The organism is Bradyrhizobium sp. CER78 (assembly GCF_029846235.1).
In the GTDB taxonomy this organism is placed as follows: domain Bacteria; phylum Pseudomonadota; class Alphaproteobacteria; order Rhizobiales; family Xanthobacteraceae; genus Bradyrhizobium.
In genome coordinates this window covers 384,588-410,467 of record NZ_JARVWP010000006.1, presented here as the reverse complement: position 1 = coordinate 410,467, position 25,880 = coordinate 384,588, and the positions used below count along the sequence as shown (strand labels likewise).

At 64.5% G+C, this 25,880-nt stretch carries 25 protein-coding genes and 1 tRNA gene; 12 read left to right on the top strand and 14 right to left on the bottom strand.

Annotated elements, in window-relative coordinates:
* Positions 1–230: 230 nt before the first annotated feature.
* Positions 231–860 (bottom strand): (d)CMP kinase, encoded by a 630-nt coding sequence (gene cmk, locus QDT69_RS16090; protein WP_279707459.1) that lies wholly within the window; start codon positions 858–860, stop codon positions 231–233.
* A complete protein-coding gene (gene aroA, locus QDT69_RS16085; RefSeq protein ID WP_279707458.1) occupies positions 857–2,194 on the bottom strand; it encodes a 3-phosphoshikimate 1-carboxyvinyltransferase in 1,338 nt (445 codons plus the stop codon). Before aroA ends, cmk begins: the two co-directional genes overlap by 4 nt.
* Before the next feature lie 146 nt (positions 2,195–2,340).
* Between aroA and QDT69_RS16080 the strand changes: the two genes are divergently transcribed.
* From QDT69_RS16080 to QDT69_RS16070, 3 genes are all read left to right on the top strand, one after another.
* Positions 2,341–2,748 (top strand): TIGR02300 family protein, encoded by a 408-nt coding sequence (locus tag QDT69_RS16080; RefSeq protein ID WP_024584327.1) that lies wholly within the window; start codon positions 2,341–2,343, stop codon positions 2,746–2,748.
* Positions 2,749–2,857: 109 nt separating this feature from the next.
* Positions 2,858–2,933 (top strand) — tRNA-Ala (locus QDT69_RS16075).
* A 131-nt stretch (positions 2,934–3,064) separates the two neighbouring features.
* Entirely contained in the window at positions 3,065–3,304 is a 240-nt protein-coding gene (locus QDT69_RS16070; protein ID WP_279707457.1) for a GIY-YIG nuclease family protein, read from the top strand.
* 4 nt (positions 3,305–3,308) lie between these two features.
* Here the strand turns inward: QDT69_RS16070 and QDT69_RS16065 are convergent, their stop codons facing one another.
* On the bottom strand, positions 3,309–3,770 hold the full coding sequence (locus QDT69_RS16065; protein ID WP_279707456.1) for a MarR family transcriptional regulator: 462 nt from the start codon (positions 3,768–3,770) through the stop codon (positions 3,309–3,311).
* A gap of 171 nt (positions 3,771–3,941) precedes the next feature.
* Between QDT69_RS16065 and QDT69_RS16060 the strand changes: the two genes are divergently transcribed.
* The 8 genes from QDT69_RS16060 (at position 3,942) to QDT69_RS16025 (ending at position 11,107) form a co-directional block, all read left to right on the top strand.
* Entirely contained in the window at positions 3,942–4,367 is a 426-nt protein-coding gene (locus QDT69_RS16060) for an organic hydroperoxide resistance protein (RefSeq protein ID WP_279707455.1), read from the top strand.
* A gap of 213 nt (positions 4,368–4,580) precedes the next feature.
* Positions 4,581–5,786: a CaiB/BaiF CoA-transferase family protein gene (locus QDT69_RS16055; protein ID WP_279707454.1), complete on the top strand. Its 1,206-nt coding sequence runs from the start codon at positions 4,581–4,583 to the stop codon at positions 5,784–5,786.
* A 212-nt stretch (positions 5,787–5,998) separates the two neighbouring features.
* A complete protein-coding gene (gene ugpB, locus QDT69_RS16050; RefSeq protein WP_279707453.1) occupies positions 5,999–7,315 on the top strand; it encodes a sn-glycerol-3-phosphate ABC transporter substrate-binding protein UgpB in 1,317 nt (438 codons plus the stop codon).
* A gap of 64 nt (positions 7,316–7,379) precedes the next feature.
* Entirely contained in the window at positions 7,380–8,261 is an 882-nt protein-coding gene (ugpA, locus tag QDT69_RS16045; RefSeq protein WP_279707452.1) for a sn-glycerol-3-phosphate ABC transporter permease UgpA, read from the top strand.
* Positions 8,261–9,109, top strand: a complete 849-nt coding sequence (gene ugpE / locus QDT69_RS16040; RefSeq protein ID WP_146986265.1) for a sn-glycerol-3-phosphate ABC transporter permease UgpE — start codon at positions 8,261–8,263, stop codon at positions 9,107–9,109. The genes ugpA and ugpE overlap by 1 nt, the downstream gene beginning before the upstream one ends.
* Positions 9,109–10,191, top strand: a complete 1,083-nt coding sequence (locus QDT69_RS16035; RefSeq protein WP_279707451.1) for a sn-glycerol-3-phosphate import ATP-binding protein UgpC — start codon at positions 9,109–9,111, stop codon at positions 10,189–10,191. Before ugpE ends, QDT69_RS16035 begins: the two co-directional genes overlap by 1 nt.
* 170 nt (positions 10,192–10,361) lie before the next feature.
* A complete protein-coding gene (locus QDT69_RS16030; protein WP_021082592.1) occupies positions 10,362–10,787 on the top strand; it encodes an Hsp20 family protein in 426 nt (141 codons plus the stop codon).
* 50 nt (positions 10,788–10,837) lie between these two features.
* Positions 10,838–11,107, top strand: coding sequence for a DUF1150 domain-containing protein (locus QDT69_RS16025; protein ID WP_050424105.1), 270 nt, complete (start codon positions 10,838–10,840; stop codon positions 11,105–11,107).
* Positions 11,108–11,223: 116 nt separating this feature from the next.
* Here the strand turns inward: QDT69_RS16025 and QDT69_RS16020 are convergent, their stop codons facing one another.
* From QDT69_RS16020 to QDT69_RS15985, 8 genes are all read right to left on the bottom strand, one after another.
* Positions 11,224–12,231 carry a glycosyl hydrolase family 8 gene (locus tag QDT69_RS16020; RefSeq protein WP_279707450.1) on the bottom strand — a complete coding sequence of 336 codons (1,008 nt, stop codon included), beginning with the start codon at positions 12,229–12,231 and terminating at the stop codon, positions 11,224–11,226.
* 52 nt (positions 12,232–12,283) lie between these two features.
* The gene (locus QDT69_RS16015) at positions 12,284–14,047 is read right to left on the bottom strand and encodes a cellulose synthase catalytic subunit (protein ID WP_279707449.1); all 1,764 of its coding nucleotides are present in this window, start codon (positions 14,045–14,047) and stop codon (positions 12,284–12,286) included.
* Positions 14,048–14,273: 226 nt separating this feature from the next.
* Positions 14,274–15,692, bottom strand: coding sequence for an HlyD family secretion protein (locus QDT69_RS16010; RefSeq protein ID WP_279707448.1), 1,419 nt, complete (start codon positions 15,690–15,692; stop codon positions 14,274–14,276).
* A gap of 127 nt (positions 15,693–15,819) precedes the next feature.
* Entirely contained in the window at positions 15,820–16,167 is a 348-nt protein-coding gene (locus tag QDT69_RS16005; protein ID WP_279707447.1) for a DUF6665 family protein, read from the bottom strand.
* Between the two features lie 109 nt (positions 16,168–16,276).
* Entirely contained in the window at positions 16,277–17,608 is a 1,332-nt protein-coding gene (locus QDT69_RS16000) for an MFS transporter (protein ID WP_279707446.1), read from the bottom strand.
* Between the two features lie 299 nt (positions 17,609–17,907).
* Positions 17,908–19,431 (bottom strand): AMP-binding protein, encoded by a 1,524-nt coding sequence (locus tag QDT69_RS15995; protein ID WP_279707445.1) that lies wholly within the window; start codon positions 19,429–19,431, stop codon positions 17,908–17,910.
* Between the two features lie 143 nt (positions 19,432–19,574).
* On the bottom strand, positions 19,575–20,705 hold the full coding sequence (locus tag QDT69_RS15990) for a DUF5938 domain-containing protein (RefSeq protein WP_279707444.1): 1,131 nt from the start codon (positions 20,703–20,705) through the stop codon (positions 19,575–19,577).
* 36 nt (positions 20,706–20,741) lie between these two features.
* The gene (locus QDT69_RS15985; RefSeq protein WP_050424116.1) at positions 20,742–21,545 is read right to left on the bottom strand and encodes an SDR family oxidoreductase; all 804 of its coding nucleotides are present in this window, start codon (positions 21,543–21,545) and stop codon (positions 20,742–20,744) included.
* 367 nt (positions 21,546–21,912) lie between these two features.
* On the opposite strand from QDT69_RS15985, the gene QDT69_RS15980 reads away from it, so the two are divergent.
* A complete protein-coding gene (locus QDT69_RS15980; protein ID WP_279707443.1) occupies positions 21,913–22,518 on the top strand; it encodes a TetR/AcrR family transcriptional regulator in 606 nt (201 codons plus the stop codon).
* A gap of 203 nt (positions 22,519–22,721) precedes the next feature.
* On the opposite strand, the gene ptsN is transcribed toward QDT69_RS15980, so the two are convergent.
* The 3 genes from ptsN to rpoN form a co-directional block, all read right to left on the bottom strand.
* On the bottom strand, positions 22,722–23,183 hold the full coding sequence (ptsN, locus tag QDT69_RS15975) for a PTS IIA-like nitrogen regulatory protein PtsN (RefSeq protein WP_016843543.1): 462 nt from the start codon (positions 23,181–23,183) through the stop codon (positions 22,722–22,724).
* 231 nt (positions 23,184–23,414) lie between these two features.
* On the bottom strand, positions 23,415–24,014 hold the full coding sequence (gene raiA / locus QDT69_RS15970) for a ribosome-associated translation inhibitor RaiA (RefSeq protein ID WP_050424100.1): 600 nt from the start codon (positions 24,012–24,014) through the stop codon (positions 23,415–23,417).
* 185 nt (positions 24,015–24,199) lie between these two features.
* Positions 24,200–25,855 carry an RNA polymerase factor sigma-54 gene (rpoN, locus tag QDT69_RS15965; RefSeq protein ID WP_074131724.1) on the bottom strand — a complete coding sequence of 552 codons (1,656 nt, stop codon included), beginning with the start codon at positions 25,853–25,855 and terminating at the stop codon, positions 24,200–24,202.
* Positions 25,856–25,880 lie beyond the last annotated feature (25 nt).

The following is a 25,880-nucleotide window of genomic DNA, read 5'->3' as shown; positions in this document are numbered from 1 at the left end:
GATACGAAAATATCGACTGCAAGGCCTGGGAGCGGGCGTTCCTCCAGATGCGGCGTCAGTTTTGCTTGAGGATGGCTCAAACCCGGCGCCGGCCCGCTCGGACACGGCCTCGACACGGTCGATGGTGCTCCGAACGGCGCTGATATAGCCCTGCGAGCCGCCTTCGGCAAGCAGGAAATGCCCCATTTTGCTGGGTTTTCGGGCCAAAGCGCGCTTTGACGCTGGCGATTCTAGCGCTTGGCGCGTACCGCCTCGACGATGGCGATCGCGGCGCGGACGCCGGCCTCGATGTCGAGATTGGAATTGTCCAGCGTGTGAGCGTCCGCGGCCGGCCGCAACGGCGCAACGGTGCGGTTCTTGTCCCGCTCGTCGCGCTTGAGGATGTCGGCGAGCACCGCCTCCTCGTCGGCGTCCTCGCCGCGGGCGCGGGCCTCCAGGGCGCGCCGCCGCGCCCGCACGCGGGGATCGGCGACCACGAAGATCTTCACGTCGGCGTCCGGGCAGATCACGGTGCCGATATCGCGTCCATCCAGCACCGCACCGGGCGGATCGGCGGCGAACTGACGCTGGAAGCTGACCAGCGCCTCGCGCACCTTGGGAAAGGCCGAGACGACCGAGGCGCCCTCACCGACCTTCTGGGTCTTCAGGATCGGATTGCCGAATTTCTCGGGATCGAGCTCGAGGGCGACGGCAACCGCCAGCGCCTCATCATTGAGGTCGGCGCCCTGCGCCATCATCGCATAGGCCACCGCGCGGTAGATCACGCCGGTGTCGAGATGGCGATAACCGTAGTGGTGGGCGAGCCGCTTGCCGAGCGTGCCCTTGCCGGATGCGGCGGGTCCGTCGATGGCGATGATCATGCGAAATCAGCTCCGAGCGCGCGCATCATCGGAATGAAATCCGGAAAACTCGTGGCGATGAAGGCGGTGTCGTCGATCTTCACCGGCCGGTCTGCAGCGCAGCCCATCACCAATGCCGACATCGCGATGCGATGATCCATATGGGTGGCGACAAGGCCGCCGCCCGGGACATGGCCGCGGCCCTCGACAATCAGATCGTCGCCGGACACCTCGACCTTGACGCCGTTGACGCGCAGCATGTCCGCGGTGGCTTCGAGACGGTCGGATTCCTTGACGCGCAGCTCCTGCAAGCCGCGCATGATCGTGGTGCCCTCGGCAAACGCCGCCGCAACCGCCAGCACCAGATATTCGTCGATCATCGACGGCGCGCGCTCCGGCGGCACCTCGACGCCTTTCAGCTTCGAGGCGCGCACGCGCAGCTGCGCCATCGGCTCGCCGGCATCGCCGCGCACGTCACTTTCCTCGATCGAGGCGCCCATTTCGCGCAGCGTGGTGAACAGGCCGGTGCGCAGCGGATTGGTCATCACGTCGGAGAACACGACGTCGGATCCTCCGACGATCAGCGCGGCCACGATCGGGAACGACGCCGAGGACGGATCGGCGGGCACCACGACGTCGGCGCCGCGCAACTCCGGCTCGCCGTTCAGCGTGATCCTGCAGCCGTGGCTGCCTTCCTTCTCCGTGGAGATCTCGGCGCCGAAATGCTTCAGCATCAGCTCAGTGTGGTCGCGGCTTGCCTCCTGCTCGATGACCGTGGTGATGCCGGGCGCGGACAGGCCCGCCAGCAGTACCGCGGACTTGATCTGGGCCGAGGCGACCGGGGTCTTGTAGACGATCGGCACCGGATAGCGGGCGCCATGCAGCGTCAGCGGCAGCCTGCCGCCCTCGCGGATGTCGCTGGTCCGGGCGCCCATCAGCTCGAGCGGGTCGAGAATCCGGCGCATCGGCCGCGAGCGCAGCGAGGCGTCGCCATCAAAAATGGCCGCGATCGGGCAGCCGGCGACCGCACCCATCACCAGCCGGCAGCCGGTGCCGGAATTGCCGAAATCGAGCGGGCCTGCGGGCTGGGCGAAGCCGCCGACCCCGACACCGGACACCGACCAGGCGAATGGCGCCGTCCGCTCCACCTTGGCGCCCAGCGCGCGCATCGATTTGGCGGTGTTGAGGACGTCTTCGCCCTCCAGAAGGCCGGAAATCCGGGTTTCGCCGACCGAAAGCGCCCCCAGGATCAGGGCACGGTGGGAAATCGATTTGTCGCCGGGAACGCGGACCTTGCCGGTCAGGGGGCCGCAAGCGCGCGATTCCAGCGGGGTTGGGGTGTCAGAATGGGCCAAGATTGTGTCCTCTCGCGCCGCGGCAGGTATCACATAGGCAACACCGCGTCACGCGCCCGTCACTTGCGCGCAAACCGCTATTGACAGCGGCTGCTCAACTAGCCAAGTGAAGCACCGTTTTTCAGCAAAATTCTGGGATGACCACGTTGGCCAAGTCCGAGCTCGGAACCAAGCGCATTTGCCCGACCACGGGCAAGAAGTTCTACGACCTCAACAAGAATCCGGTGATTTCGCCCTACACCGGCGAGGTCGTGCCGATTGCGCCCGTCGCGCCGCCGCGGGGCCGTGGCGCCACCGTGAATTCGCCTGCGACCGCCGCCGACATGCCGGAGCCCGCCGAGGCCGAAGAGATGGTCTCGCTCGAGGAGGCCGATGCCGAGGAGAACACCGGCAAGGTCAAGGCCCAGGTTCCCGAGTCCGAGGACGATATCGAGGTCGATGAGACCATCGACGACGATGACGACGACGATTCGACCTTCATCGCCGACGAGGAAGAGGGCGATGAGGACGTGACCGACATCATTGGTGACGTCGGCGGCGACGAAGAGACTTGATAGAAGAGACTTGAGATCGGCGCCGATCTATGATCAACGGTGCTGCCGCGCGAGTCGTCTAGGCCGCGCGGGCCGGGACTGATCCCCCAGGATCGTCCCAACTGGATAAGGGGCCATAGCTCAGCTGGGAGAGCGCTTGCATGGCATGCAAGAGGTCGGCGGTTCGATCCCGCCTGGCTCCACCACGCTTCGCCCTTCGGGCTACGCGTGGCGCAGCCACGAGTTGCCTGAAGGGCGAAGCGTGGTGTCCGGCGTAGCCCGAAGGGCGAAGACGGACGAGGCAGGGCTCTGATCCCTTCCATTGCAGTGGATACGAATGTGGTACGTCTACATCATCCGCAGCATCGACTTCCCTGATCAGGAATACGTTGGCGCCACCGAGGATCTGAAACGACGGATTCCCGAGCACAACGCCGGCAAGTCCGCGCACACCTCAAAATTCAAACCTTGGCAGTTCGTCTGGTACTGCGCGTTACCGGACAAATACAAAGCCTTGGCGTTCGAGAAATATCTGAAATCCCACTCAGGCCGCGCCTTCGCCAAGAAGCGCCTCTAGCCCCCTACTCCCCAAGCACCGCATTCAGCCGGTCGCGCAGCGCGACGATCTCATCCTTCATCGCGAGCAGCTCCCCGACCGTGCAGTCCGACGCCGCGAGGATCGATTGCGGCACGGCCTTGGCCTTTTCGCGCAGCGCGTGGCCCTGCGGCGTCAGCGCGATCAGCACCACCCGCTCGTCCTCGGTGCTGCGGGTCCGCTTGATTAGTTCCGCTGCCTCGAGCCGCTTCAGCAGCGGCGTCAGCGTGCCGGAATCCAGGAACAGCCGCTCGCCGAGATCCTTCACCGGCACGTCGTCGCGCTCCCACAGCGCCAGCATCACCAAGTATTGCGGATAGGTCAGCCCGAGCCGGTCGAGCAGCGGCTTGTAGACGCGGTTGAAGGCGTGCGCGGTCGAGTAGACCGCAAAGCAGATCTGGTTGTCGAGCCGCAGCGCCTGATCCGCCGCCGTCTGTTTCCTGGCCATGATTCCCATCGAATCCATCTCGTTTCCGGGTCATTCTGGGCTCACGGGACCGCGAATTCAATTGCGAACAATTAAATGTGAGGCCGCATAATTTATATTGCACACAATTCAATTGAGTGCAATACATAGGGCGTCGAATTCAAACCCAAGCCCCAACCAAGGGAGACTGCGATGTCTGTGAACGTGCTCTACAAGACCAGCGCCAAGGCAACCGGCGGCCGCGATGGCCATGCGGCAACCCTCGACGGCGCGCTCGACGTCAAGCTGACGACCCCGAAGGAACTCGGCGGCGGCGGTGGCGCCGGCAACAATCCGGAGCAGCTGTTCGCGGCCGGCTATGCCGCCTGCTTCATCGGCGCGATGAAGTTCGTGGCCTCGCAGGGCGGCCCCAAGGTTCCCGCCGACGCCGCAGTGACCTCGACGGTCGGGATCGGCCCGCGCTCGGAAGGCGGCTTCGGCCTTGCCGTCGACCTCGCCGTCTCGCTGCCCGGCCTGTCCCGCGCTGACGCCGAAGCGCTGGTCGAGAAGGCCCACCATGTGTGCCCGTATTCCAACGCGACCCGCGGCAATGTCGACGTCAAGCTGAGCGTCGTCTAATTCTTCGCCTGCCAATAGTCCGCCGCGCCTTCCCGCGTGGCGGACTATTTTGTTTGCATTCGAGATGCCAGTTCGCTCTTTCCAGTTCGCTTGGCGAACGCACGCGCCGCCAGCTGCATGGGCCTGCGCCGATGAGAGCATTGCTGCCTCGCTCGAAGACCGTTAGCTCTGGGACCCTCGTTTTCCGATCCCAACTGAGCGAAGGTTGCTTCCATGAATACCCCAGCGGCTACGGGCGCGATGACCGGACTGCGCGTGATCGATCTGACGCGCGTGCTCGGCGGCCCGTATTGCACCCAGATCCTCGCCGACCACGGCGCCGACGTGATCAAGGTCGAGCCGCCCGCCGGCGACGAGGTGCGTGACTGGGGCCCTCCCTTCCACGAGGAAGACGCGGCCTATTTCGTCGGCATCAACCGCAACAAGCGCTCGATCGGCCTCGACCTCGCCTCCGAGGGCGGACGCGTGGTGCTGATGAAGATGCTCGAAACCGCCGACGTGCTGATCGAGAACTTCAAGCCCGGCACACTCGACAAATGGGGCATCGGCAACGACGTGCTGCGCGCGAAGTTTCCGCGCCTCGTGCATTGCCGGATCTCCGGCTTCGGCGCCGACGGCCCGCGCGGCGGCAATCCCGGCTATGACGCGATCATCCAGGCGATGACCGGCATGATCGCGGCAACCGGCTCGCTGGAGAGCGGCCCGATGCGGATCGGCGTGCCGCTGGTCGACATCACGACCGGGCTCTATGCCGCGATCGGCATCCTGATGGCGCTGTCGGAACGGCAGCGCTCGGGGCTCGGCCAATTCATCGAGACCACGCTGTACGAGACCGGCCTTGCGATCATGCATCCGCACACCGCGAACTATTTCATGCATGGCAAGCCGCCGTCGCTCACCGGCAACGAGCATCCCAACCTCGTGCCGTATGCGATCTTCCCGACCAAAACCGACAACATCTTCATCGGCGTCGGCAATGACGGCACCTTCCGCAAGCTCGCCAAGGAGATCGGCAAGCCCGAGCTCGGCACCGATCCGCGCTTTGCCCGTAACAAGGACCGCATCGCCAACCGCGACGCGCTCCGCGTCGAGCTTGCCGCGGTGTTCAGCCAGCATGAGGCCGAGCCGCTGTGCAACCGGCTGCTCGCCGCCGGCCTGCCGGCGGGCCCGGTGCAGAAGATCGACCAGGCGCTGACCAACCCGCACACCATCCATCGCGGCGACGTCATCGAGAAGGATTGGTACAAGGGCGTCGCCTCGCCGATCCGCCTCGAACGCACCAAGCCGAGCCTGCGCCGCACGCCGCCGAAGTTCAGCCAGCACGCTGCGGAGGTGCTCGGCGAGTTCGGCTACTCCAAGGACGAGATCGCCGGCCTCCTCGACAAGGGCGTGGTCTGCGGCCCCCAGCGCAAGCGCTAGGCCAAGCGCCAGGAAGCACACCACCCTGCGGTGCAACGTCGCGTCCGGCGTTGCACCGCAGGGTGCCGGCTGCGATCTCCGCCTTTTTTACCGCTTCCCTTTGCGTCGGCTTCCCCCCTACCATGGCTTTCGTTAATACGGTCATTTGAACGTCATCCGGCGCTGATAACGCGCGCAACGAAAGATGACGTTCCAACCGGGAGGGGCTTTTGATGATTTTCCGACGACTCGGCGCTGCCGCTGTAGCCGCTGCTACGCTCGCATTCGCGTCGCCTGCATTTGCGGCGACCGAGATTCAGTGGTGGCACGCGATGACCGGCGCCAACAATGACGTCATCGTCAAGCTGGCCAACGACTTCAACGCCTCGCAGTCCGACTACAAGGTGATCCCGACCTACAAGGGCGGCTACGCCGACACCATGAATGCCGGCATCGCCGCCTTCCGCGCCGGCAACGCCCCGCACATCATGCAGGTGTTCGAGGTCGGCACCGCGACGATGATGGCCGCCACCGGCGCCGTCAAACCGGTCTACAAGCTGATGGCCGACGCCGGCGAGAAGTTCGATCCGAGTGTCTACCTGCCCGCGATCACCGGCTACTACTCGACCTCGAAGGGCGAGATGCTGTCGTTCCCCTTCAACTCGTCTTCGACGGTGATGTGGGTCAACCTCGACGCGCTGAAGAAAGCCAACATCGCCGAGATCCCGAAGACCTGGCCGCAGGTGTTCGAGGACGCCAAGAAGCTGAAGGCGGCCGGCTACAATACCTGCGGCTTCTCCGGCTCGTGGGTCACCTGGGTCAATCTCGAGCAGCTGTCGGCCTGGCACAACGTGCCGCTCGCCAGCAAGGCCAACGGCCTCGACGGCTTCGACACCGTGCTCGAATTCAACGGCCCGCTGCAGGTCAAGCATCTCGAGAACCTGGTCGAGCTGCAGAAGGACAAGACCTACGACTATGCCGGCCGCACCAACACCGGCGAAGGCCGCTTCACTTCGGGCGAATGCCCGATCTACCTGACCTCGTCGGCGTTCTTCGGCAACGTCAAGGCGCAGGCCAAGTTCAACTTCACCGCGGCGCCGATGCCGTATTATCCGGACGTCAAGGGCGCGCCGCAGAACTCGATCATCGGCGGCGCCTCGCTGTGGGTGATGGGCGGCAAGTCGGCCGAGGAATACAAGGGCGTCGCCAAGTTCCTGACCTTCCTCTCCGACACCGATCGCCAGGTCTGGATCCACAAGGCCTCGGGCTATCTGCCGATCACCAAGGCGGCCTACGCCAAGGCCAAGGAAGAGGGCTTCTACAAGGATCAGCCCTATCTCGAGACCCCGCTGCTCGAGCTCACCAACAAGGAGCCGACCGAGAATTCGCGCGGTCTGCGCCTCGGCAACATGGTGCAGCTGCGCGACATGTGGTCGGAGGAGATCGAGCAGGCGCTGGCCGGCAAGAAGACCGCCAAGCAGGCGCTGGACTCCGCCGTCGAGCGCGGCAACCAGATGCTGCGGCAGTTTGAAAAGACCGCCGTCCACTGACATGATGGTTTGAGGCCATCAACCGGCAGGCCGCGGCAAGCGGCCTGCCATTCTCTTAGAGATCATGCAAAAGCAAGCGATTTTCCAATCAAAGCTGTTGCCTTACGCGCTGGTTGCCCCGCAACTCGCGATCGTGCTGATCTTTTTCTACTGGCCGGCCGCGCAGGCGGTGATCCAGTCCTTCCTGCTGCAGGACGCCTTCGGCCTTTCCACCAGCTTCGTCTGGTTCGAGAACTATCTTGAGCTGTTCAAGGACCCGGCCTATTTCGCCGCGATCATCCGCACCTTCGCGTTCTCGTTCGCGATCGCGGTGTCCTCGCTGTCGTTTGCACTGCTGCTTGCGGTGATGGCCGACAGGCCGCTGCGCGGCTCGACGCTCTACCGCACGCTGTTGATCTGGCCCTACGCGGTGGCCCCGCCTGTCGTCGGCGTGCTCTGGGTATTCATGCTGCATCCCTCGCTCGGCGTGCTGTCGCGCTATCTGCGCGCGATGGGCGTTGACTGGAATCCGCTGCTCGACGGCGACCAGGCCGCAGCCCTGATCATCCTCGCCGCGGCGTGGAAGCAGATCTCCTACAATTTCCTGTTCTTCCTCGCAGGCCTCCAGAGCATCCCGAAGAGCGTGATCGAGGCCGCCGCGATCGACGGCGCGCGCCCGATGCGGCGGTTCCGGACCGTGATCTTCCCGCTGCTGTCGCCGACCATCTTCTTCCTCCTGGTCATCAACATCGTCTACGCCTTCTTCGACACCTTCGGCATCATCGACACCATGACCCGCGGCGGCCCCGGCAAGGCGACCGAAACGCTGGTCTACAAGGTCTATACGGACGGCCTGCTCGGCGGCAATCTCGGCTCCTCGGCGGCGCAGTCGGTCATCCTGATGGTCATCGTGGTCGTGCTCACGGGCATCCAGTTCCGCTTCGTCGAGCGCAAGGTGACCTACTGATGGTCGAGGAAGAAGGCTTTCAGCGCTATCTGGCTCACGCCATCCTGTGGATCGGGATCGCGATCGTCGCCTTCCCGGTCTATCTCGCGATCGTCGCCTCGACCCAGGACAATGCCGTCATCGCCAATGGCCAGATGTCGCTGTTGCCCGGCGGCCATTTCCTCGAGACCTACTACCAGACGCTGTTTGTCGGCACCAGCGGCTCGACCCGCGAGCCGGTGCTGAACATGATGCTGAACTCGCTGGTCATGGCGCTCTTGATCGCAGTCGGCAAGATCGCGATCTCGATCATCTCGGCCTACGCGATCGTCTATTTCCGGTTTCCGTTCCGGATGGCAATCTTCTGGATCATCTTCATCACCCTGATGCTGCCGGTCGAGGTGCGCATCTATCCGACCTACAAGATCGTCGCCGACCTGCATCTGCTCGACAGCTATGCCGGCCTGTCGCTGCCGCTGATTGCATCCGCCACCGCGACGCTGCTGTTCCGGCAGTTCTTCATGACGGTGCCGGATGAATTGCTGGAAGCCTCGCGCATCGACGGCGCGGGCCCGTTCCGCTTCTTCTGGGATACGCTGTTGCCGCTGTCGCGCACCAACATGGCCGCGCTGTTCGTGATCCTCTTCATCCTCGGCTGGAATCAATATCTCTGGCCGCTGTTGATCACCACGCGCGACGACATGCAGACCATCCAGGTCGGCATCCGCAAGATGATCACCACGACCGACGCGCTGACCGAATGGCCTGTCGTGATGGCGACCGCACTGCTCGCGATGCTGCCGCCGGTGTTCGTCGTCGTCGTGATGCAGAAACTGTTCGTGCGCGGATTGGTGGAGACGGAAAAGTAATGGCCAACGTCACGCTGCGCAGCGTCCGCAAGACCTATCCCGGCGGCTTCGAGGCCATCAAGGGCGTCGATGTCGACGTCGGCGACGGCCAGTTCTGCGTGCTGGTCGGTCCCTCCGGCTGCGGCAAGTCCACGCTGCTGCGCATGGTCGCCGGGCTCGAGACCATCACCGGCGGCGAGATCGACATCGGCGGCCGCGTCGTCAACCAGGTCGAGCCCGCCGATCGCGACATCGCGATGGTGTTCCAGAACTACGCGCTCTATCCGCATATGAGCGTCTACAACAACATGGCCTATGGCCTGCGTAACCGCGGCATGGCCGAGGCCGAGATCAAGACCCGGGTCGAGGAAGCCGCGCGCGTGCTCGAGCTGTCGCCGATGCTGGAGCGCAAGCCGCGCCAGCTCTCCGGCGGCCAGCGCCAGCGCGTCGCGATGGGCCGCGCCATCGTGCGCCAGCCGAAGGTGTTCCTGTTCGACGAGCCGCTGTCGAACCTCGACGCCAAGCTGCGCATCGCGATGCGGGTCGAGATCCGCAAGCTGCAGCGCCGGCTCAACACCACCTCGATCTACGTCACCCACGACCAGCTCGAGGCGATGACGCTGGCCGATATCCTGGTGGTCATGAATGGCGGCCAGGTCGAGCAGATCGGCAATCCGCTTGAGATCTACCAGCGGCCTGCGACCACCTTCGTCGCCTCCTTCATCGGCGCCCCGCCGATGAACCTGATGCCGCTGCGCTCGGACGAGCTGACCTCCCAGATCGCGGGCGCCGATGGCGCCGGCATTGTCGGGATCCGGCCGGAGGATTTCGTGATCTCCAGCGAGACCGTATCGGGCGGTGTCGCTCTCGGCCTCACCGTCGAGGCGATCGAGCATGTCGGCGCCGAGACGTTTGTTTATGGCAGCCGCCAGCGCGAGGAGCAGGGGGTTGCCGCCAATCCGGGCGAGCTGCCGCCGGGCGAGGTGATCGTCCGGGTTCCCGGCGTCTCGGGCCCTGCGATCGGCGAGCGGATCCGGGCGGTCGCCCCACGCGACAAACTGCATCTTTTTACCGCTGATGGCCGGAAGCGGGTCGCAGGGTAACCGATCGAGAAGAATTTGCCCTCATGTTGCGGGCGTTTAGGCTGGTTTCGGGGCTGCTTGAACGCTATCCAGTTCGCCCCCATATCCCTCACTGACCGGAGGCCAGACGGCCCGCCGGTTGCATGGGGCGCCGCAAGGGCCCCTCAAAGTCGCTTCGAGAGGACTTTGTAATGTCTCGTGTTCCATCGTTGTCCAGTCCGTTCCTTCTGGGATTCGACGAGATTGAGCGTGCGCTCGACCGCGTCGTGAAGGGCGCTGACGGCTATCCTCCCTACAACATCGAGCGGTGCGACCGTACCAACGGCCAGCCTGAGCGGCTTCGCATCACGTTGGCGGTGGCGGGCTTCACCCGCGACCAACTCGATGTAACCATTGAGGAAAATCAGCTCGTCATCCGCGGCCGCCAGCAGGACGACAAGGCTCGGCAATACATCCATCGCGGCATTGCCGCGCGCCACTTCCAGCGCACCTTCGTGCTGGCGGAGGGGATGCAGGTGCTGGGCGCGGATCTGAAGAACGGGTTGTTGTCGATTGATCTGGCCAGGCCGGAACCTGAACGGGTCATTAAGACAATCGCTATCAATGAGCACGAATAATAGAAACAAGGAGCGGACTCGACCGCTTATCTCGCTGAGGAGTCGAGACCATGAGTGACATGAGTACCACCACCATCGAATCCAGCAACGTCACGCCGGAAGCGCTGGCTCATCTGGGCGAGGGCCATATCGCCTATGTGAAGCAGGTCCGTTCCGAGGACGTGCCCGATCTCTTTCCGCAGGCGCCGAAAATCGCGCCCGGCCTCAAGCTGTTCGCACTGCATGCCGCCGACGGCACGCCGATGATGCTGACCGACAGCCGCGAAGCCGCGATCGCCAACGCCTGGAGCAACGAGCTGCAAGCCGTCAGCGTCCACTGACACAAATTTCCTGATCGGTGCTGAATCCAGCACCCGCGAATTCAATGCGCGGGCTCGCCTCACCTAAGGCGGCCCGCGCATTTTTTATGATCTGCGACCACCGAGCACCGGCATGTTCACGGCGCGCATATCGGCGCCACGTCATCGGCGGCAATGCGAGACAACAGATAGAGGGTCGCGGGATAGTAGAAGCGGCCGCTATACGCAGTCTCGCCGGAAGACACTCCCTGCGCGCCCACGCAGGTCGCCAGCGTTGCGATCGCCTGATAGTCGGGATCGCTAAACGGCCCGGCATCCTTGCCGCTGTCGACCTCGACGACCGCGGGGCCCGGCGAAAGTGCTGCGGCCATATCCCTGTGCGAGCCCCAGGCGAGATAGAGCGGAATCCGGATCGCGTCATATCCGAACACGCGCGGGAAGGAAGCGGCCGGCGCCGCGTTTTCATGCGCAAGCGAAACCCAATTGGTGGGGAGCTGTCGCGGTCCGAAACGGGCGGCGGCGATCAGCCTCAGGCCCACATCGGAAAGGCGCGCCCAGTCCACGGGACCGGGACGCCGGCCCAGATAGTTGAAGGCCGGGAATATCCAGTAGGACAGATTGACGACCGGGCCGTCGGCGCGGCTCGACACGTCGAACCCGTCGGCGCCCGGCAGCAGGATCGGCCCGAAGTGGCTGCTCACGATGAGCTTCGCGGCGATTGCCTTGACCGTGCGCCGCGACGCATCGCCGTAGTCCGGGACGCTCCACTTGTCGGCCGCTTCGGACAGCGCCCAGGCAATCAGCACGTCGCCGTCGCTTGCGTTGTTTCGATCGGCCACCCGGGGGTCCGACTTTGGATCCCATCGCCAGGCCGCAAGCCCGTCGCCGCGGATCAGAAGGTGCTCGCTGGTCCATCGCCAGATTCGCTCGAATGTCTCCCGATCGTCGAAGCGCTCGGCGAGCAACATGCCATAGCCCTGACCCTCGCTGTGGCTGATGTCACCGTTCGCATTATCGACCACTCGCCCTTCGGGGGCGATGAAGGACTGCCGATACTTTTGCCAGGCCTGCCGCAACTCGTCACGCGGCGGGTGCGCCAGCGGATCTGCGTTGCAGTGCGAGCTCAGCAAGCCGGCCAGGCCCATGCACAACGCGATCATCCAACCTGCGCCTTTCTTCATGACGCGCGCCCGTTTCTCAACTTGCGATCCGGCCGGCGATCGCTGCCAGCACACCGCCAAATCGAAACTGCTGCGGTGAGATCTGATAGGGCCCGGAGAACAGCTTTCGGACGATTGCTTCGCCGATCGGCGGCGAAGCCTCGAATACGATTTCGGCCGTTCGCTTTCCGGTCCGGAGCAGCCGGGACGGAATCGGCGCCTCGATCGAGTTAAGCCGGACCGAGCAAGGTGCGCCGGGCGGTATCGCCGGCAAACCTTCCAGCGTTGCCCCGACGTCCGACAACACCAGCATTCGCGGCCTGTAGACGGCTGAGCCGATCGTCAAGGTCACGGCCTCGTCGGCCCGGAAGCCCTCGAACTTCGCGCGAGGCAGTTCGATACAAGTCAGCGCCGTCACCACCAGCACCGTCATGTTATAGTACGCCCAGAACAGCCAGACCGGCGCGCTCCTGTCTCCGTACACCGGACTGAATTCATACTGCGTGCCATAGGCGATCGCCGAGAAGGTGAGAACGAGCAGTGGCAAGAGCACCTTGAGGAAGATTGGCCACTGCACCGTCACGCGATTTCGCGAGCGTCCCTTCGCCGTCACCTTGAATCGTTGTCCAGCCGGCCTGAAGAACCCGAAGATCGCGGCCTTCATCGCGTCGACCGCGACCAGGAGCTGAGCTGCGTCCGTCACGATCGGCAACACCCGGCCGGCGGTGATCCAGGCCAGTGTCGCCACCGCCGCGCAGATCGAGGGGCCGTAATGCGTCAGCACGCCGTCGGCGTCGGCAAAGATCACGGCAGCTCCCGTCAGCCCGTAAACAACCGGCGCGGCAAGGCACATGAGCCGGAACGGGAAGCTCAGGCTCCAATATAGAAAGGCATCGAGCAGGGAGATGCGGTCGATGAGCGGCAGTCGCGCCCGGCCGAACGGTCCCCAGTCGCTGCGCGCGATCTGCATGAAGCCGATGCACCAGCGGCTGCGCTGGGTGATGTATTCGGAGACGCCCTCCGGCGCGAGACCCATGCTGAGCCGTTCATTCAGATAGACGGTCTTCCAGCCCGCGGCCTTCAGCTTCAGCGACAGCAGCATATCCTCGGTGACACTCTCGGTCGGAACACCGCCGATCGCCTCCAGCGCTTCGCGCCGGCAGATCGAGGATGTCCCGCAGCAGAATGCCGCGCCCCATGCGTCCTTGGAGGCGAGCAGGACATCGAAGAAGAACCTCTGCTCGTCGGGCCAGTGCGCCGACGCGCGGAAGCCGTGCTGCAGCGGGTCCGTATTGAAAAAGTGCTGGGGCGTTTGCACACATCCGACCGACGGGTCCGCAAACAACGAAACGGCGCGGCTCAGGAAGTTCGGCTGCGCGACAAAATCCGCGTCGAGCACTGCAATGAACTCGGCCGGCTGGGCCGCACGACCAAGGAGCTCGATCGCATGATTGATGTTGCCGGCCTTGGCATGCGCGTTGTCGGTGCGCACGAGATAGCCGACCCCGCGCCGCCGGCACAAATCCTTCAGCCATTCGCGCCTTCCGTCATCGAGCACGCAGACGCGGTAGCTGTCATAGTCCTGGGCCTGCGCGCCGATAATCGTCCGCTCGAGGATTGCGGCGTCCTCGTCATAGGTCGGGATCAGAAGATCGATACGGGGGCGCCGCTCCTTGACCCAGCGTTGCGCGCGGTCCGCGTCCAGCCGCCGGTCGCACGTCCTCGCCAGAAAGAAGAACAGAAGCATGCTGCTGATGGTGCTCAGCGCTTCGACCGACACGAAGGAATAGGCCCAGAGCACGTCCATATCGAACGAAAAGGGCGGCAGTGTGCTTGTCAGCCGCCAAGCCAGCGTTCGTCCGATGAGCAAAAGACAGATAGCGCAGGGCAAAGCGCGCCCGAGGGTGCTGTGCCGGTCAAGCATCGGCAGCAAAACGATAGCCGCACCGATTGTCACCAGAGTGGGAGCAAGATTGCCGAAGTCGATCATTGACCTGCCCAACGAAGGAGGAGCGAAAGCCGGCTGTTCAATTGGGTGCGGTGCGGCTGGCGAGGCGGTCCCGGAGCGAGGCCGCAGTGGTCAAGGCCAGCTGGCTCCACTCGCTCGCCGTTTGGCTCCATTCACTCGCCGTCTTGCCCCACGTCGTTTCGGAATCGAAGGTCACGCGACCCGGCTTTCCAACCGGGCACTGCCCGTCGACGCGCTCTCCCTTGTCCAGGGCCACCATCAGATTGTAGCGGGCGTCGGACGGCACCGGCGGATCCAGCGCAGCCTGGATGCGGGTGCCGAATTCGCGATCGGCAACGCCGGCCCACACCACTGTCCCTCGCCATGCGGCCAGTTGTCCCTCGCCGCGAAATGATGCGTGTTCACCCTCCCGGATCGCGCCGTATCCGCGCTGGGACACGGCGATGCTCGTGAAAAGTTGCGTGCAGTCGATGACCCGTGCGAGCTCATCTCCGGCACGCACGAACTGGCCGCTTTCGGAATTGATGCTCCAGAGCATGCCGGACACCGGCGATTTGAGGTCGGATCTGACGGCGGTGTCCGTTCCGGCATCGACCGGGCGAGGTGACTGATCGTTGTCGCTGAGCGACGCAATCAGCGAACTTTGTTGTCGCGAGTCCGACTTGAGTTCGGCGATGCGCAACGCGACCTGGTCGGCGCGCTGCTGCGAATAGGAAGAATTGTTATATCCGTCGGCAAGGTAAGTGCCATTCTTGGCGGCCGCGACCTCGACCTTCAGGCCGTCCAGCTTCTTCTCGGCAGCCGCGCGGTCCAGACGCGCCGCGTTGGCAGTCTGCTCGGCGGCCGTGACGGTCTCCTTGAGCGCGAAGCCTCGTGCGAATTCATGCCGTTGCCGGTCGACGATCGAGTTGGCTGAACGTTCTTTCGCGCGGCTTGCCTCAGCAGCGGCTTGCGTCTCCGCCAGCTTGATATCGAGCTGCTTCAGCCGCGCGTCACGATATTCGTCCGACTCGCGGCGGAGCGCGTCGTACTGCTTCTGCAAATCGTCGATCTCGGCTGCGACCGCTCGCACGCGGCCACGCGCCTGCGCGATCGTCTTAGGACCGCTGGTGTCCTGCCCTGGAGACAGGCTCACGGCGAAGCTTCCGATCGGCTCCCCCTTTTCGACCGCGGAACCGCGATGCAGCGAGCCGAACGAGACGTAGCCGTCCTTGGGTGCGCGGATAATTGCGACCTTTCCGTTAACCACAGCTGTCGCCCCTTCCGAGGCATTGTAAGTCGAAAGCATGGTCCAGCTGCCGAGCCCGAGCATCCCCAACCCGAACACCATCTTCGTTCCGCGTCGAATCATGGAGCAATCCTTTCTTGCCGCTGCCGGTTCGGCCGAACCGCGGCCGCCGCAAAGACTGCCAATGGTGGTGCAGCCGGATTGCCGTGAACGCGAAGAAATCAGCTCCGTTCCAAAACCCGCCAGCATGCGATCTGAATTCACCAAAAAGGCGCAATCCGCCGACCGGCCCAGCCAGTCGATTACGCGACCCGGGCCTATCGCAGCAGGCTTCGACGCGGATCGCGGCTGTGCCGTGCGCGTTTCTTGCGTGGCGTTATGGTGATGTTGACGAAGTAGCGAGCATCGGCCCCATGCTGAGCTGCACCTCGCCGGGAACATTGTAGTCGCGCATCAGCATCCGGTTGTTGCGCAGCCCGCACGCCTCCCGCTGCACCACGAACATCCAGAGCGCGTGGCCGGCTTCCCGCACCAAGGTGCGCCGTGCCTGTTGCACGGGCGCCGGGACTCCAGCGTGCGGATGCGCGGCATCGAACTCGCGCAGCTTGGCGAGCGCCTGTTCCAGCGCGCGGCCCATCCGCCCGAGCGCACTCGCCCGCTCTTCGGCGAGCTCGTAGGCGAGGACGTCGACAGGAACGCGATCAAGACGAAAGTCGCGGGACATCAGTGAATCCGTGGGGTCGCATGCGCAACGATGCGCCCATCGTCTTCCCCGGTGCTCGCTTGTCAATAGGCGCCGGCCGCGTTCCATCCGGCGGTCACGGATCATTCGATCAAGGCCTGTCATGCTCCTCGGAAATGTCCTTGTTGGTGTAGTCGGGCATCAAGGCGGTCGCGGCAATGCTGACGACCGCGCAGAACAGAATGTAGAGCGCGATCGCATAACCTGACCCGGTGGCCGCGAGCAGCGCGGTGGCGATCAGCGGCGCCGGTCCGCCTGATATCACCGAGGAGAGCTGATACCCGATCGAGCAGCCGCTGTAGCGCAGCCGCGGGGTGAAGCACTCGGCAATCAGGGCCGCCTGCGGTCCATACGTCAAGGCGTGCGGTACGAATGACAGCACGATGGCGATGAAGATCAACCAAGGCGCGCCGGTGTTCAGCATGGCGAAATACGCAAAGCCGAACAGCCCGGTCAGGACCGCGCCGATCGTGTACAGGCGCTTGCGCCCGACACGATCCGACAGGTGCCCGGCCAGCGGGATGCTGAAGAGCTCGATGGTGCCGGCGCAGATCAGGCAGACCAGCAGGAAGTCGCGATCCTGGTGGATCACCTGGGTGCCGTAGGCGAAGACGAAAGCCAGATAGATATAGGCCGGCGCCTGTTCGACCATTCGCGCCAGCGCCGAAAGGATGATCGAGCGCGGCTGACGCTTGATCACCTCGATCACCGGGACCCGTGCGACGCGGTTCTCGGCCACGATCCGGCGGAACGTCGGCGTCTCCATGATGCCGAGCCGGATGTAGAGCCCGATCGCGATCATCACGAGGCTGAGCAGGAACGGGATGCGCCAGCCCCAAACCAGGAATTGATCGCCGGACAGACGGCTGAACACCAGCACCGCGATGTTCGCCAGCAACAGTCCGGCAGGACCGCCGAGCTGCGGCCATGAGGTGATGAAGCCGCGATGCTGGTTGGTGCGCGCCCACTCCATCGAGAGCAGCACCGAGCCGCCCCACTCGCCGCCGACGCCAACGCCCTGGATGAAACGGATGACGGTCAGGATCACCGCACCCCAGATGCCGATCTGATCATAGGTGGGGACGAGGCCGACGGCCGCAGTGGCAAGCCCGGTCAGCAGCAACGTTGCGATCAGCGTGGCCTTGCGGCCGATGCGATCGCCATAATGGCCGAAGATCGCGGCACCGATCGGCCGCGCGATGAAGCCCACCGTGTAGATCGCGAACGCCTCCAGCACACCGACAAGAGGATCGGACTTCGGGAAGAACAGCTTGCCGAACACGAGCCCGGTCACCGTGCTGTAGAGCAGGAAGTCGTACCATTCGATGGTGGTGCCGACCGTGCTGGCGATCAATGCGCGACGCAATTGCGCGTGATGCTCGGCTTCCGGCAGTGGGGTGACTGCAATGTCCAATGTCGTCATTGTGCATCTCCCTGGCCGACATATTCGGCCTTCTGGAATGCGTTGCGCCACCGTCCACGGCGGTGGACGATGCTATCGATGCCCGATTGCCAGTTTGGTTGGGGCGGCGTCGCCTATGCGCGGGTCGCGCCCATGCAGGGCCCCGGGAAGCCGGTCCTTGGATCGCGAGCGGCCCAACCGATCGCCATCGCGGGAGTACGACATCCCTTGTGACACGGTCTTGCAAACCGAAATCTAGCCCTTCGGTCCGCCCGGTAAATTCGACCTTGGTCTGTGGCTTACGCCAACTGCTCGAACGTTCAGGTCAGTCGCGCGCGGATGTCCGGCTTCAGCACCTTGCCGACCTTGGAGCGTGGAAGGTCGTCCCAGACCTCGATCTGCTTCGGCGTCTTGATGCTGCCGATCTGCTGCTTGACGAACGCCGCCAGCGCAATCGCATCGACGGTGTGGCCGGCGCGCGGCTGCACCACGGCGACGATGCGCTCGCCCCATTTGTCGTCGGGCAATCCGATCACAGCGCAATCCTGCACCGCCTCGTGGGCGCGCAACGCGTTCTCGACCTCGATCGAGTAGACGTTGAAGCCGCCGGTGATGATCATGTCCTTGGCGCGATCGACGATATAGAGGTAGCCGTCGCCGTCGATGTAGCCGATGTCGCCGGTGTGGTGCCAGCCATGCAATGATGCTTCGCGCGTCGCCTCCGGGTTCTTGTAATAGCCCTCCATGACGAGCGAGCCGCGCACCACGATCTCGCCGCGCGATCCCGCAGGCAACAGCTTGCCGTCGCCATCCATGATGCCGGCCTGCACCAGCGGACCGATCCGCCCGGCCGACGCAAGCCGCTCCATCGCGATGGTACCGTCCGGATTGTAGTGATCGGCCGGCGGCATCATCGAGATCATCATCGGCGCCTCGGTCTGGCCGAACAGCTGCGCCATCGGCCCGATCCGCTGCAACGCCTCCGCAAGGCGCGTCGCCGAGATCGGCGCCGCGCCATACCAGAAGCATTGCAATGAGCTGCGATCGGCCGCATCGAGCCCGGGATGATCGAGCAGCATGTAGATCACCGTCGGCGGCAGGAAGGTGTGGGTGACGCGATAGCGCTCGATCAGCGCAAGGAACTCGCCGATGTCGGGGTGGTGCATGATCACGACGCGGCCGCCGAGCGTCATGATCGGGAAACACAACACGCCGGCGGCATGCGTCAGCGGCGCCAGCGCGAGATAGACCGGACGGCCCTTGAACGGGTAGCCCATCAGGGTCAGCGCGGTCATCGCCTCGATGTTGCGCCCGGACAGCATCACGCCCTTCGGCTTGCCGGTGGTGCCGCCAGTGCCCGGGATCATCGCAAGGTCGTCGATCGTGTCGCGCTGGAAGAAATCATCCGCGAGCCCACCGAGCCAGCGATCGAATGACGGCGCGAGCGGCAGCTCGGTATCGAGACAGACGAGCGTACGCAGCTTCGGCAGATCCTGCCTGACGGCCTCGACCATCGGCGCGAAGCTGGAATGAAACAGCAACAGGTTGCAATCGAACTGGTCGAGGATGAACTTGTTCTCGGCCGCCTCGTTGCGCGGATTGATCGGGCACCACACCGCGGCCGCGCGCGAGATGCCGAACACGCAGGCGAAGGCGAGCGGATCGTTGCCGGACAGGATTGCGACCTTCTCGCCGGGCGCGATGCCCGATCGCTCGAGCCCGCGCGCGATCCGGTAGCTCAACCGCTGCACCTCGCCATAGCTGAGGTCGCGGCCATCCATGGTCAGGCACGGCGCGTCGGCGCCGAGCGAGGCGCCCTTGTCGAGATAATCGATGAAGCGCATGGCGGGTCTCGCAAGAGGCGCGGGTGACGCGCGACTGCGTCACCCGCGGATAGTGCGTTTTCGAGCAAGGCAGATACCAGTCCGCTTGACGAAAACGCTTCAGGGAGCCGAGTGTTGAGCCCCGATCCGATCGGGGCTCAAGATCAGTCGTGCACGGTCAGGACCGGCTTGCCGACCAGGCCGAAGCTGCGCAATTGCCCGAGCAGTTCGTGATGGCCGAATGCCTGGCAGCCGGAGGCGAAGCCCACGCGCTTGGGCGACTGCTGCAGCAGGTACGCTGCGGCGAAGGCTTGCAGCATGCCGGTCTGCTTGTAGTTGCTGTTGCCGTAGATGACGCAGTGCGCGCGCCCCAGCGGGCCGGAGGCATACACCGAATCCAACGACTTGTTGACGCGCGGGTTCTCGCGCGGCGGCATGGTGTTCATCACGCCGGCCGCGGTCTGCGCCAGCGCGGCGTAGCGCTCATCGGGCTTCATGTCCTTGGTCGCCTCCAGCGCGGCGGCGACGATCTGCGGCACGCCCAGCATCAGCGCGCGATTGAACACGCCGCCCAGCACCTTCACGTTGGCGACGCGCGGATCGCGCTTGAACCACACCGGGTGCGAGGTGCCGCCCCAGGGCAGCGCCAGCGCCAGCTCGTGCTGGCCGGGGATCGCGAGGTTGTAGAGGCCGGCATCGGGCTGATGCTCGACGTACTTGTTCTGCTCGAGGTAGTAGGCCTTGGCCATCGCGGCGTTGACCAGGATGGTCTGCGTCGAAGCGATGGTCGGGCTGCCGCCCCAGAACACGGCGATATCGAGCGTGTCGAGGCCGGGCGTCTCCAGGCACAGCTGCGCGGCGATCTCACCGGTGGTGTACATCTGCGCGATGCCCGGCGCCAGCAGCAGGCCGGCATTGGCGAACTTCGCGCCGAACTCCTGCTCGAGCGTGATCAGCCAGTCCTGCTCGCCGGTCGTGTCGGTGTAGTGGCACTTGGCAGCGAGGCAGGCCTGCACCACCTCGACGCCGAACTTGGCGAACGGGCCGACGGTGTTGAGCACCACCGAGGCGCCCTTGAACAGTTCGGTCAGCGCCGAGGCGGTGTGCGGCACCGTCACCACCTCATAGTCGGCGGTCTCGATGCCGGCCACGTTCGACTTCATCGCGGCGTTGAGCTTGTCGGCGCTGCGGCCGGCGGCGATGAAGGGGATGTTGTACTCGCGCAGATATTCGCAGACCAGGCGGCCGGTGTAGCCGGACGCGCCATAGACGATGACGGGTTTCTTCTCGCTCATTGCGATCCTCCGAAATGCTTGTTGTCGGCGTTGTTGCTACATGCCCATGCCGCCATCGACCGGCAGGCCGATGCCGGTGATGAAGCGGGCATCGTTCGAGCACAGGAACACTGCGGCGTCGGCGATGTCGGAGACCTCCGCGAGCTTGCCGAGCGGCGTCTGCTCCACCACCGAGCCGACGGCGGCATTGACGTCGGGCGCAAGGCCGATCTTCACGATGTCATTGGCGAGCTGCAGGCCCATGTCGGTCGGGATCAGGCCGGGATAGATGCAGTTGACGCGCACGCCATAGCCGAGCTTGCCGGCTTCCATCGCACCAACGCGCGTCATGCGATCGACCGCGGATTTGGTGCCGGAATAGACGGCGATGCTCGGGAAAGCGATCGTCGCCGCGACAGATGCGATGTTGACCACCGCGCCGCCCTTGCCGGCGGCGCCGCCCGGCCGCATCGCGCGGAAGGCGTGCTTCATGCCGAGCACGGTGCCGACGATGTTGACGTCGCACATCCGGCGCGCATCCTCGGCCTTGATGTCGGCGACCAGCGAGGTGATCTCGATGCCGGCATTGTTGATCAGGATGTCGAAGCCGCCGAGGGTTTCGACCGTTGCGGCGGCGGCTCTCTCCCATTGCGCGTCGTCGGTGACGTCGAGCTTTGCAAAGCCGGTCTTGACGCCGGCTTTGGCGATCTCGGCGGCGGTCGCCTTGCCGGCATCGTCCAGAATGTCGCCGATCATGACCGCTGCGCCGGAGCGCGCCAGCGCCTGCGCGATTGCTGCGCCAATCCCCCGGGCGCCGCCGGTGACCAGGGCTTTCCTGCCTTCAAGGCTCTTCCCACTCATGACGTATTCCTCCCTTTGCTGGTGATTTTGATCGGTGCCGTAGCCGTCGGCAGCACGGGCCGGCGGAAGCGCATTCGGAGCGCGGTGGTGGTCGCGGCCGGCATCAGCGGGGCGCAGCGTCAGCGCGCCCCTGGCGGTGCATTTCCTCCTGTTTTGTCGATTGGTCAGCCGTCTTGACGGTTGTCCAAATTATTTCGCCAACCCTCATCCAGGAGCTTGACACTTGTCAAGCCTCAATTTGACAAGTGTCAAAGAGGATGATGTGAAGGGATGGAGCGCGCCGCGGTCGCCGCGGTATAGTCGCTGAGCGGAAGAGACAGAGGAAAGGCACGGGATGGCGCGGCAAGCGACAGGAGCGGCCCAACGCGTGGCTGTGGCGACCGAGGCGCTGCGCGACGAGAAGTTCAACGCGCGGCGCGTCGAGCTTGCGGAGGCCGCGCTGGAGACGCTCGGCGAGCTCGGCTTCGCGCGCACCAGCCTGCGCGAGATCGCGCAGAACTCCGCATTCACGCACGGCGTGTTTCACTACTACTTCAGCGACAAGCTCGATCTGATCTGCTGCTGCGTCCGTCACTACAAGGCGAAATGCGTGACGCGCTATGACGCGGTGGTGACGACGGCGCAAAGCCGCGACGAATTGACCGAAGGCTTCCTCGCCAAGCTCGCAGCGACGTTGCGGGACGAAGCCCGCATGCACCGGCTCTGGTACGATCTGCGCTCACAAGCGATGTTCGAGCCCGCGTTCCGCAAGGACGTGCTCGAGATCGACAAGAGCCTGGAGGCGATGATCTGGCGCATCGCTACGCGCTATGCCGAGCTCGGCAACAAGAAGCCGGCATCGTCGCCGGCCGCGCTCTATGCGCTGTTCGACGGCCTGTTCCAGAGCGCGCTGCTCAGGCATCTCGCCAATGACGAGAAGGCCGTGCCCGATCTGCTCGACGAAGTCCGCCGTCTGCTGCCGACGATCTGCTGAAGCGCTGCGGCATACGCAGCTTCGTAGCCCGGATGGAGCGCAGCGAAATCCGGGATTCGCGCCCGTTGCGAGATTTGCCCCGGATTGCGCTTCGCTTCATCCGGGCTACGGAGAGCGGGGCAACGCATTGGCATGCGCCATCGCGTGACGAACAGACCATTTCCGAATGACAGTTGCGCGAACGAATTCGCTGAAGCTGACGACTACGCCGCGCTCGCCGGCGGCAGCGCGAGCACCGAGTAGATCGCCTGCGCGTCACGCGAGGCGCGCAGCTTCTTGGCGACGTCCTGGTCGCGCAGCAGGCGCGCGATGCGCGCCAGCGCCTTGAGGTGGTCGGCGCCGGCGCCTTCGGGTGCCAGCAGCAGGAAGATCAGGTCGACCGGCTGGCCGTCCATCGCCTCGAAATCGATCGGCCGCTCGAGGCGGGCGAAGAAGCCGAACAGCTTTTCCAGCTTGGGCAGCTTGCCGTGCGGAATGGCGACGCCGTAGCCGACCGCCGTGGTGCCGAGCTTCTCGCGCTGCAGCAGCACCTCGAAGATCGCGCGCTCGTTCTGGCCCGTCAGAGCCGAAGCACGGGCCGCAAGTTCCTGCAGCGCCTGCTTCTTGCTGATGACTTTCAAAGCCGGAAGTATCGCCTCGGGTGCGACCAGATCGGTAATCGGCATTGGGACGTTCCGAGGTGAATGACCGTCAGGTTGCGAAATAGGCTTTACAGCGGCGGCGTCAAGAAGATGAGGTGGGATGCGGGCTTAGCCCGGGTCCATTTGGCAGGGCTTCTACTCCAACGTATCGGCGGTGCCAACACCTGCGAACCCTGTTCCGCCCCCCTTGTTCCTGGAGGCGGCGGACCATAAGCAGGGCTGGCTTCCGACGTCAATGCCATCTGCCAACTATCCTCAGGGGCTCACCGCCGGCGGATCGACCCAGCCGACATTGCCGTCCGTCCGGCGGTATATGATGTTCAACCGGCCACTGCCGCCATGCTGGAACACCAGGCAGGAGGCGCCGGTCAGATCGAGCTCCATCACGGCCTCGCTGACCGACAGCCGCTTCAGCGCGGTGGTTGCCTCGGCAATGATCACCGGGCTGTATTCGGTGACCTCGTCCTCGTTCTCGGGCGCCTCGATGACATAACTCGGCGCGTCGAGCCCGACGCCGTTCAACTCGGCAAGCGCAGCGTTGGCGGCATAGGTCTTGCGGGCGGAGCGATCCTTGAGCCGGCTCTTGTAGCGGCGCAGGCGCTTCTCGATCATCAACAGCGCGGCGTCCGCGCTGGCATAGGCGTCGGCGGCGTTGGATTCGGCCTCCAGCGTGATCCCGGAATCCAGATGCAGCGCGCAGTCGGTTCGGAAGCCGAAGCCATCCTTGCTCAGCGTGATGTGACCGGAATAGTTGCCATCAAAATACTTTCGCAGGACCTCGTCGGTGCGGTCGCTGACGCGCGCACGAAGCGCCTCGCCGATGCTGATGCTCTTTCCCGAGATTCGAAGGGTCATTTGATGCCTCAATTGCTGGGATGCCTCGGTCAGTCTTGCGGGAGCATGATCGTTGCTGGATTCCGGTTACCTTCCTTTCTGGACGATGCTCGACCTGGAAAGGTTGAGACTATCGCGATTTGAGGCGAACGCAACGAGCGCATGGACCTGTCCGTGCTCGGACGGGGCCATCCTCAAGAAGTAACCTAAACGGGGGCTGTATCGCGCGAGCGGTCGGGCGAGGAGGCAGGAGCCGAAAGGGCATTACCGAGCATGCTCTGTTTGTCACGGCGGCGCTGCACCGAGGATGGTATCCGCATCGCCTCACGGTACTTCGCGACGGTACGGCGGGCGATATCAATGCCCGAGGCCCGCAAACGTTCCACGATCGTGTCGTCGGACAGGATCGCCGACGGCGCCTCGCCGTCGATCAATTGCTTGATGTGGTGACGCACCGCCTCGGCCGAATGCGCCTCGCCGCCGTCGGCGGACGCGATCGACGCGGTGAAAAAATACTTCAATTCAAAACTGCCGCGATTGGTCGCCATGTATTTGTTGGCGGTGACGCGCGACACCGTCGATTCATGCATCTGGATCGCGTCCGCGACCGCCTTCAGATTCAGCGGCCGCAGATGCGCGACGCCATAGGTGAAGAATCCGTCCTGCTGGCGGACGATTTCGGTCGCGACCTTCAGGATGGTGCGGGCGCGCTGATCGAGCGCGCGCACCAGCCAGGTCGCGTTCTGCAGGCAGTCGGTGAAGTACGATTTGTCACCGTCCTTGCGGATCGTCTTCGACAGCTCAGAGTAATAGGTCTGGTTGACCAGCACGCGCGGCAGAGTGTCGCTGTTGAGCTCGACGTGCCAGCCGCCGTCGGGACCCGGACGCACATAGACGTCGGGCACCATGGTCTGCGTCCGCGAGGTGCCGAACTTCAGGCCGGGCTTCGGATCGAGCCGCCGGATCTCGGCGATCATGTCGGTGATGTCTTCGTCGTCGACGCCGCAGAGCTTGCGCAGGCCTGCGATGTCGCGCTTGGCGAGCAGATCGAGATGCTCGACCAGCGCCTGCATCGCCGGATCGTAGCGATCGAGCTCGCGCAGCTGGATCGCGAGGCACTCGCTCAGGTTTCGCGCGCAGACACCGGGCGGATCGAACTTCTGCAGCACCGCGACGACCTCGTCGACCGCTTGCTGCGACGCACCGAGCCGTTCGGCGGCTTGGCCGAGATCGGCCGGCAGGTAGCCGGCATCGTCGACCAGGTCGATCAGATACTGCCCGATCATGCGCTGGGCCGGCGCCGAGAACGCCACCGCAAGCTGTTCGGCGAGATGGTCGGCGAGCGTCAGCTCGGCGGCCACGAAGGCTTCGAGATTGTATTCGTCGTCGCTGGAGGCGCCGCCGCCCCATTCGGTATAAACCGAGGGCGGCGCGTCCTGCGCAGCGCGCGCGGCCGCCTCCGCCGGCTCCTCGGAGAACACATTGTCGAGACCGGTGTCGAGCGTCTGCTCGATCTCGGCGCGGGTGCCGAGGTCGCGGTTCAGCCATTCCTCCTGGCCGGGCTCGAAAGCGGCTTCGCCGCCCGAACCTGCGGCCATGTCGGAGCCATCGCCATCATCGCCATAGCTCGAGGAACCGTCTGAATCGCCGTAGTCTTGCCGGTCCATGGCCGGCTCGCCGGCGACCGGTGGTTCCGGCCCGTCGGCCGCTCGCTCCAGCAGCGGGTTGCGCTCCAGCTCTTCCTCGACAAAGGTCGACAGGTCTAGGTTCGACAGTTGCAGCAGCTTGATCGCCTGCATCAGCTGCGGCGTCATCACCAGCGACTGCGACTGGCGGAACTCTAGTCTTTGCGTCAGCGCCATGGAGGCAAGATCGACCTTAAAAGTT

Bases quoted from the DNA above. Each gene is read 5' to 3' on its own strand.
- ugpB (WP_279707453.1), top strand. From the start codon at position 5,999: ATGATTTTCCGACGACTCGGCGCTGCCGCTGTAGCCGCTGCTACGCTC.
- cmk (WP_279707459.1), bottom strand. From the start codon at position 860: ATGATCATCGCCATCGACGGACCCGCCGCATCCGGCAAGGGCACGCTC.
- QDT69_RS16025 (WP_050424105.1), top strand. From the start codon at position 10,838: ATGAGTGACATGAGTACCACCACCATCGAATCCAGCAACGTCACGCCG.
- QDT69_RS15995 (WP_279707445.1), bottom strand. From the start codon at position 19,431: ATGCGCTTCATCGATTATCTCGACAAGGGCGCCTCGCTCGGCGCCGAC.
- rpoN (WP_074131724.1), bottom strand. From the start codon at position 25,855: ATGGCGCTGACGCAAAGACTAGAGTTCCGCCAGTCGCAGTCGCTGGTG.
- QDT69_RS16070 (WP_279707457.1), top strand. From the start codon at position 3,065: ATGTGGTACGTCTACATCATCCGCAGCATCGACTTCCCTGATCAGGAA.
- QDT69_RS16060 (WP_279707455.1), top strand. From the start codon at position 3,942: ATGTCTGTGAACGTGCTCTACAAGACCAGCGCCAAGGCAACCGGCGGC.
- QDT69_RS16030 (WP_021082592.1), top strand. From the start codon at position 10,362: ATGTCTCGTGTTCCATCGTTGTCCAGTCCGTTCCTTCTGGGATTCGAC.
- QDT69_RS16010 (WP_279707448.1), bottom strand. From the start codon at position 15,692: ATGCTGGCGGGTTTTGGAACGGAGCTGATTTCTTCGCGTTCACGGCAA.
- QDT69_RS16020 (WP_279707450.1), bottom strand. From the start codon at position 12,231: ATGGGCCTGGCCGGCTTGCTGAGCTCGCACTGCAACGCAGATCCGCTG.
- QDT69_RS15985 (WP_050424116.1), bottom strand. From the start codon at position 21,545: ATGAGTGGGAAGAGCCTTGAAGGCAGGAAAGCCCTGGTCACCGGCGGC.
- raiA (WP_050424100.1), bottom strand. From the start codon at position 24,014: ATGACCCTTCGAATCTCGGGAAAGAGCATCAGCATCGGCGAGGCGCTT.
- QDT69_RS16055 (WP_279707454.1), top strand. From the start codon at position 4,581: ATGAATACCCCAGCGGCTACGGGCGCGATGACCGGACTGCGCGTGATC.
- QDT69_RS16035 (WP_279707451.1), top strand. From the start codon at position 9,109: ATGGCCAACGTCACGCTGCGCAGCGTCCGCAAGACCTATCCCGGCGGC.
- QDT69_RS16005 (WP_279707447.1), bottom strand. From the start codon at position 16,167: ATGTCCCGCGACTTTCGTCTTGATCGCGTTCCTGTCGACGTCCTCGCC.
- ptsN (WP_016843543.1), bottom strand. From the start codon at position 23,183: ATGCCGATTACCGATCTGGTCGCACCCGAGGCGATACTTCCGGCTTTG.
- QDT69_RS15990 (WP_279707444.1), bottom strand. From the start codon at position 20,705: ATGAGCGAGAAGAAACCCGTCATCGTCTATGGCGCGTCCGGCTACACC.
- ugpE (WP_146986265.1), top strand. From the start codon at position 8,261: ATGGTCGAGGAAGAAGGCTTTCAGCGCTATCTGGCTCACGCCATCCTG.
- QDT69_RS16000 (WP_279707446.1), bottom strand. From the start codon at position 17,608: ATGACGACATTGGACATTGCAGTCACCCCACTGCCGGAAGCCGAGCAT.
- QDT69_RS16065 (WP_279707456.1), bottom strand. From the start codon at position 3,770: ATGGCCAGGAAACAGACGGCGGCGGATCAGGCGCTGCGGCTCGACAAC.
- ugpA (WP_279707452.1), top strand. From the start codon at position 7,380: ATGCAAAAGCAAGCGATTTTCCAATCAAAGCTGTTGCCTTACGCGCTG.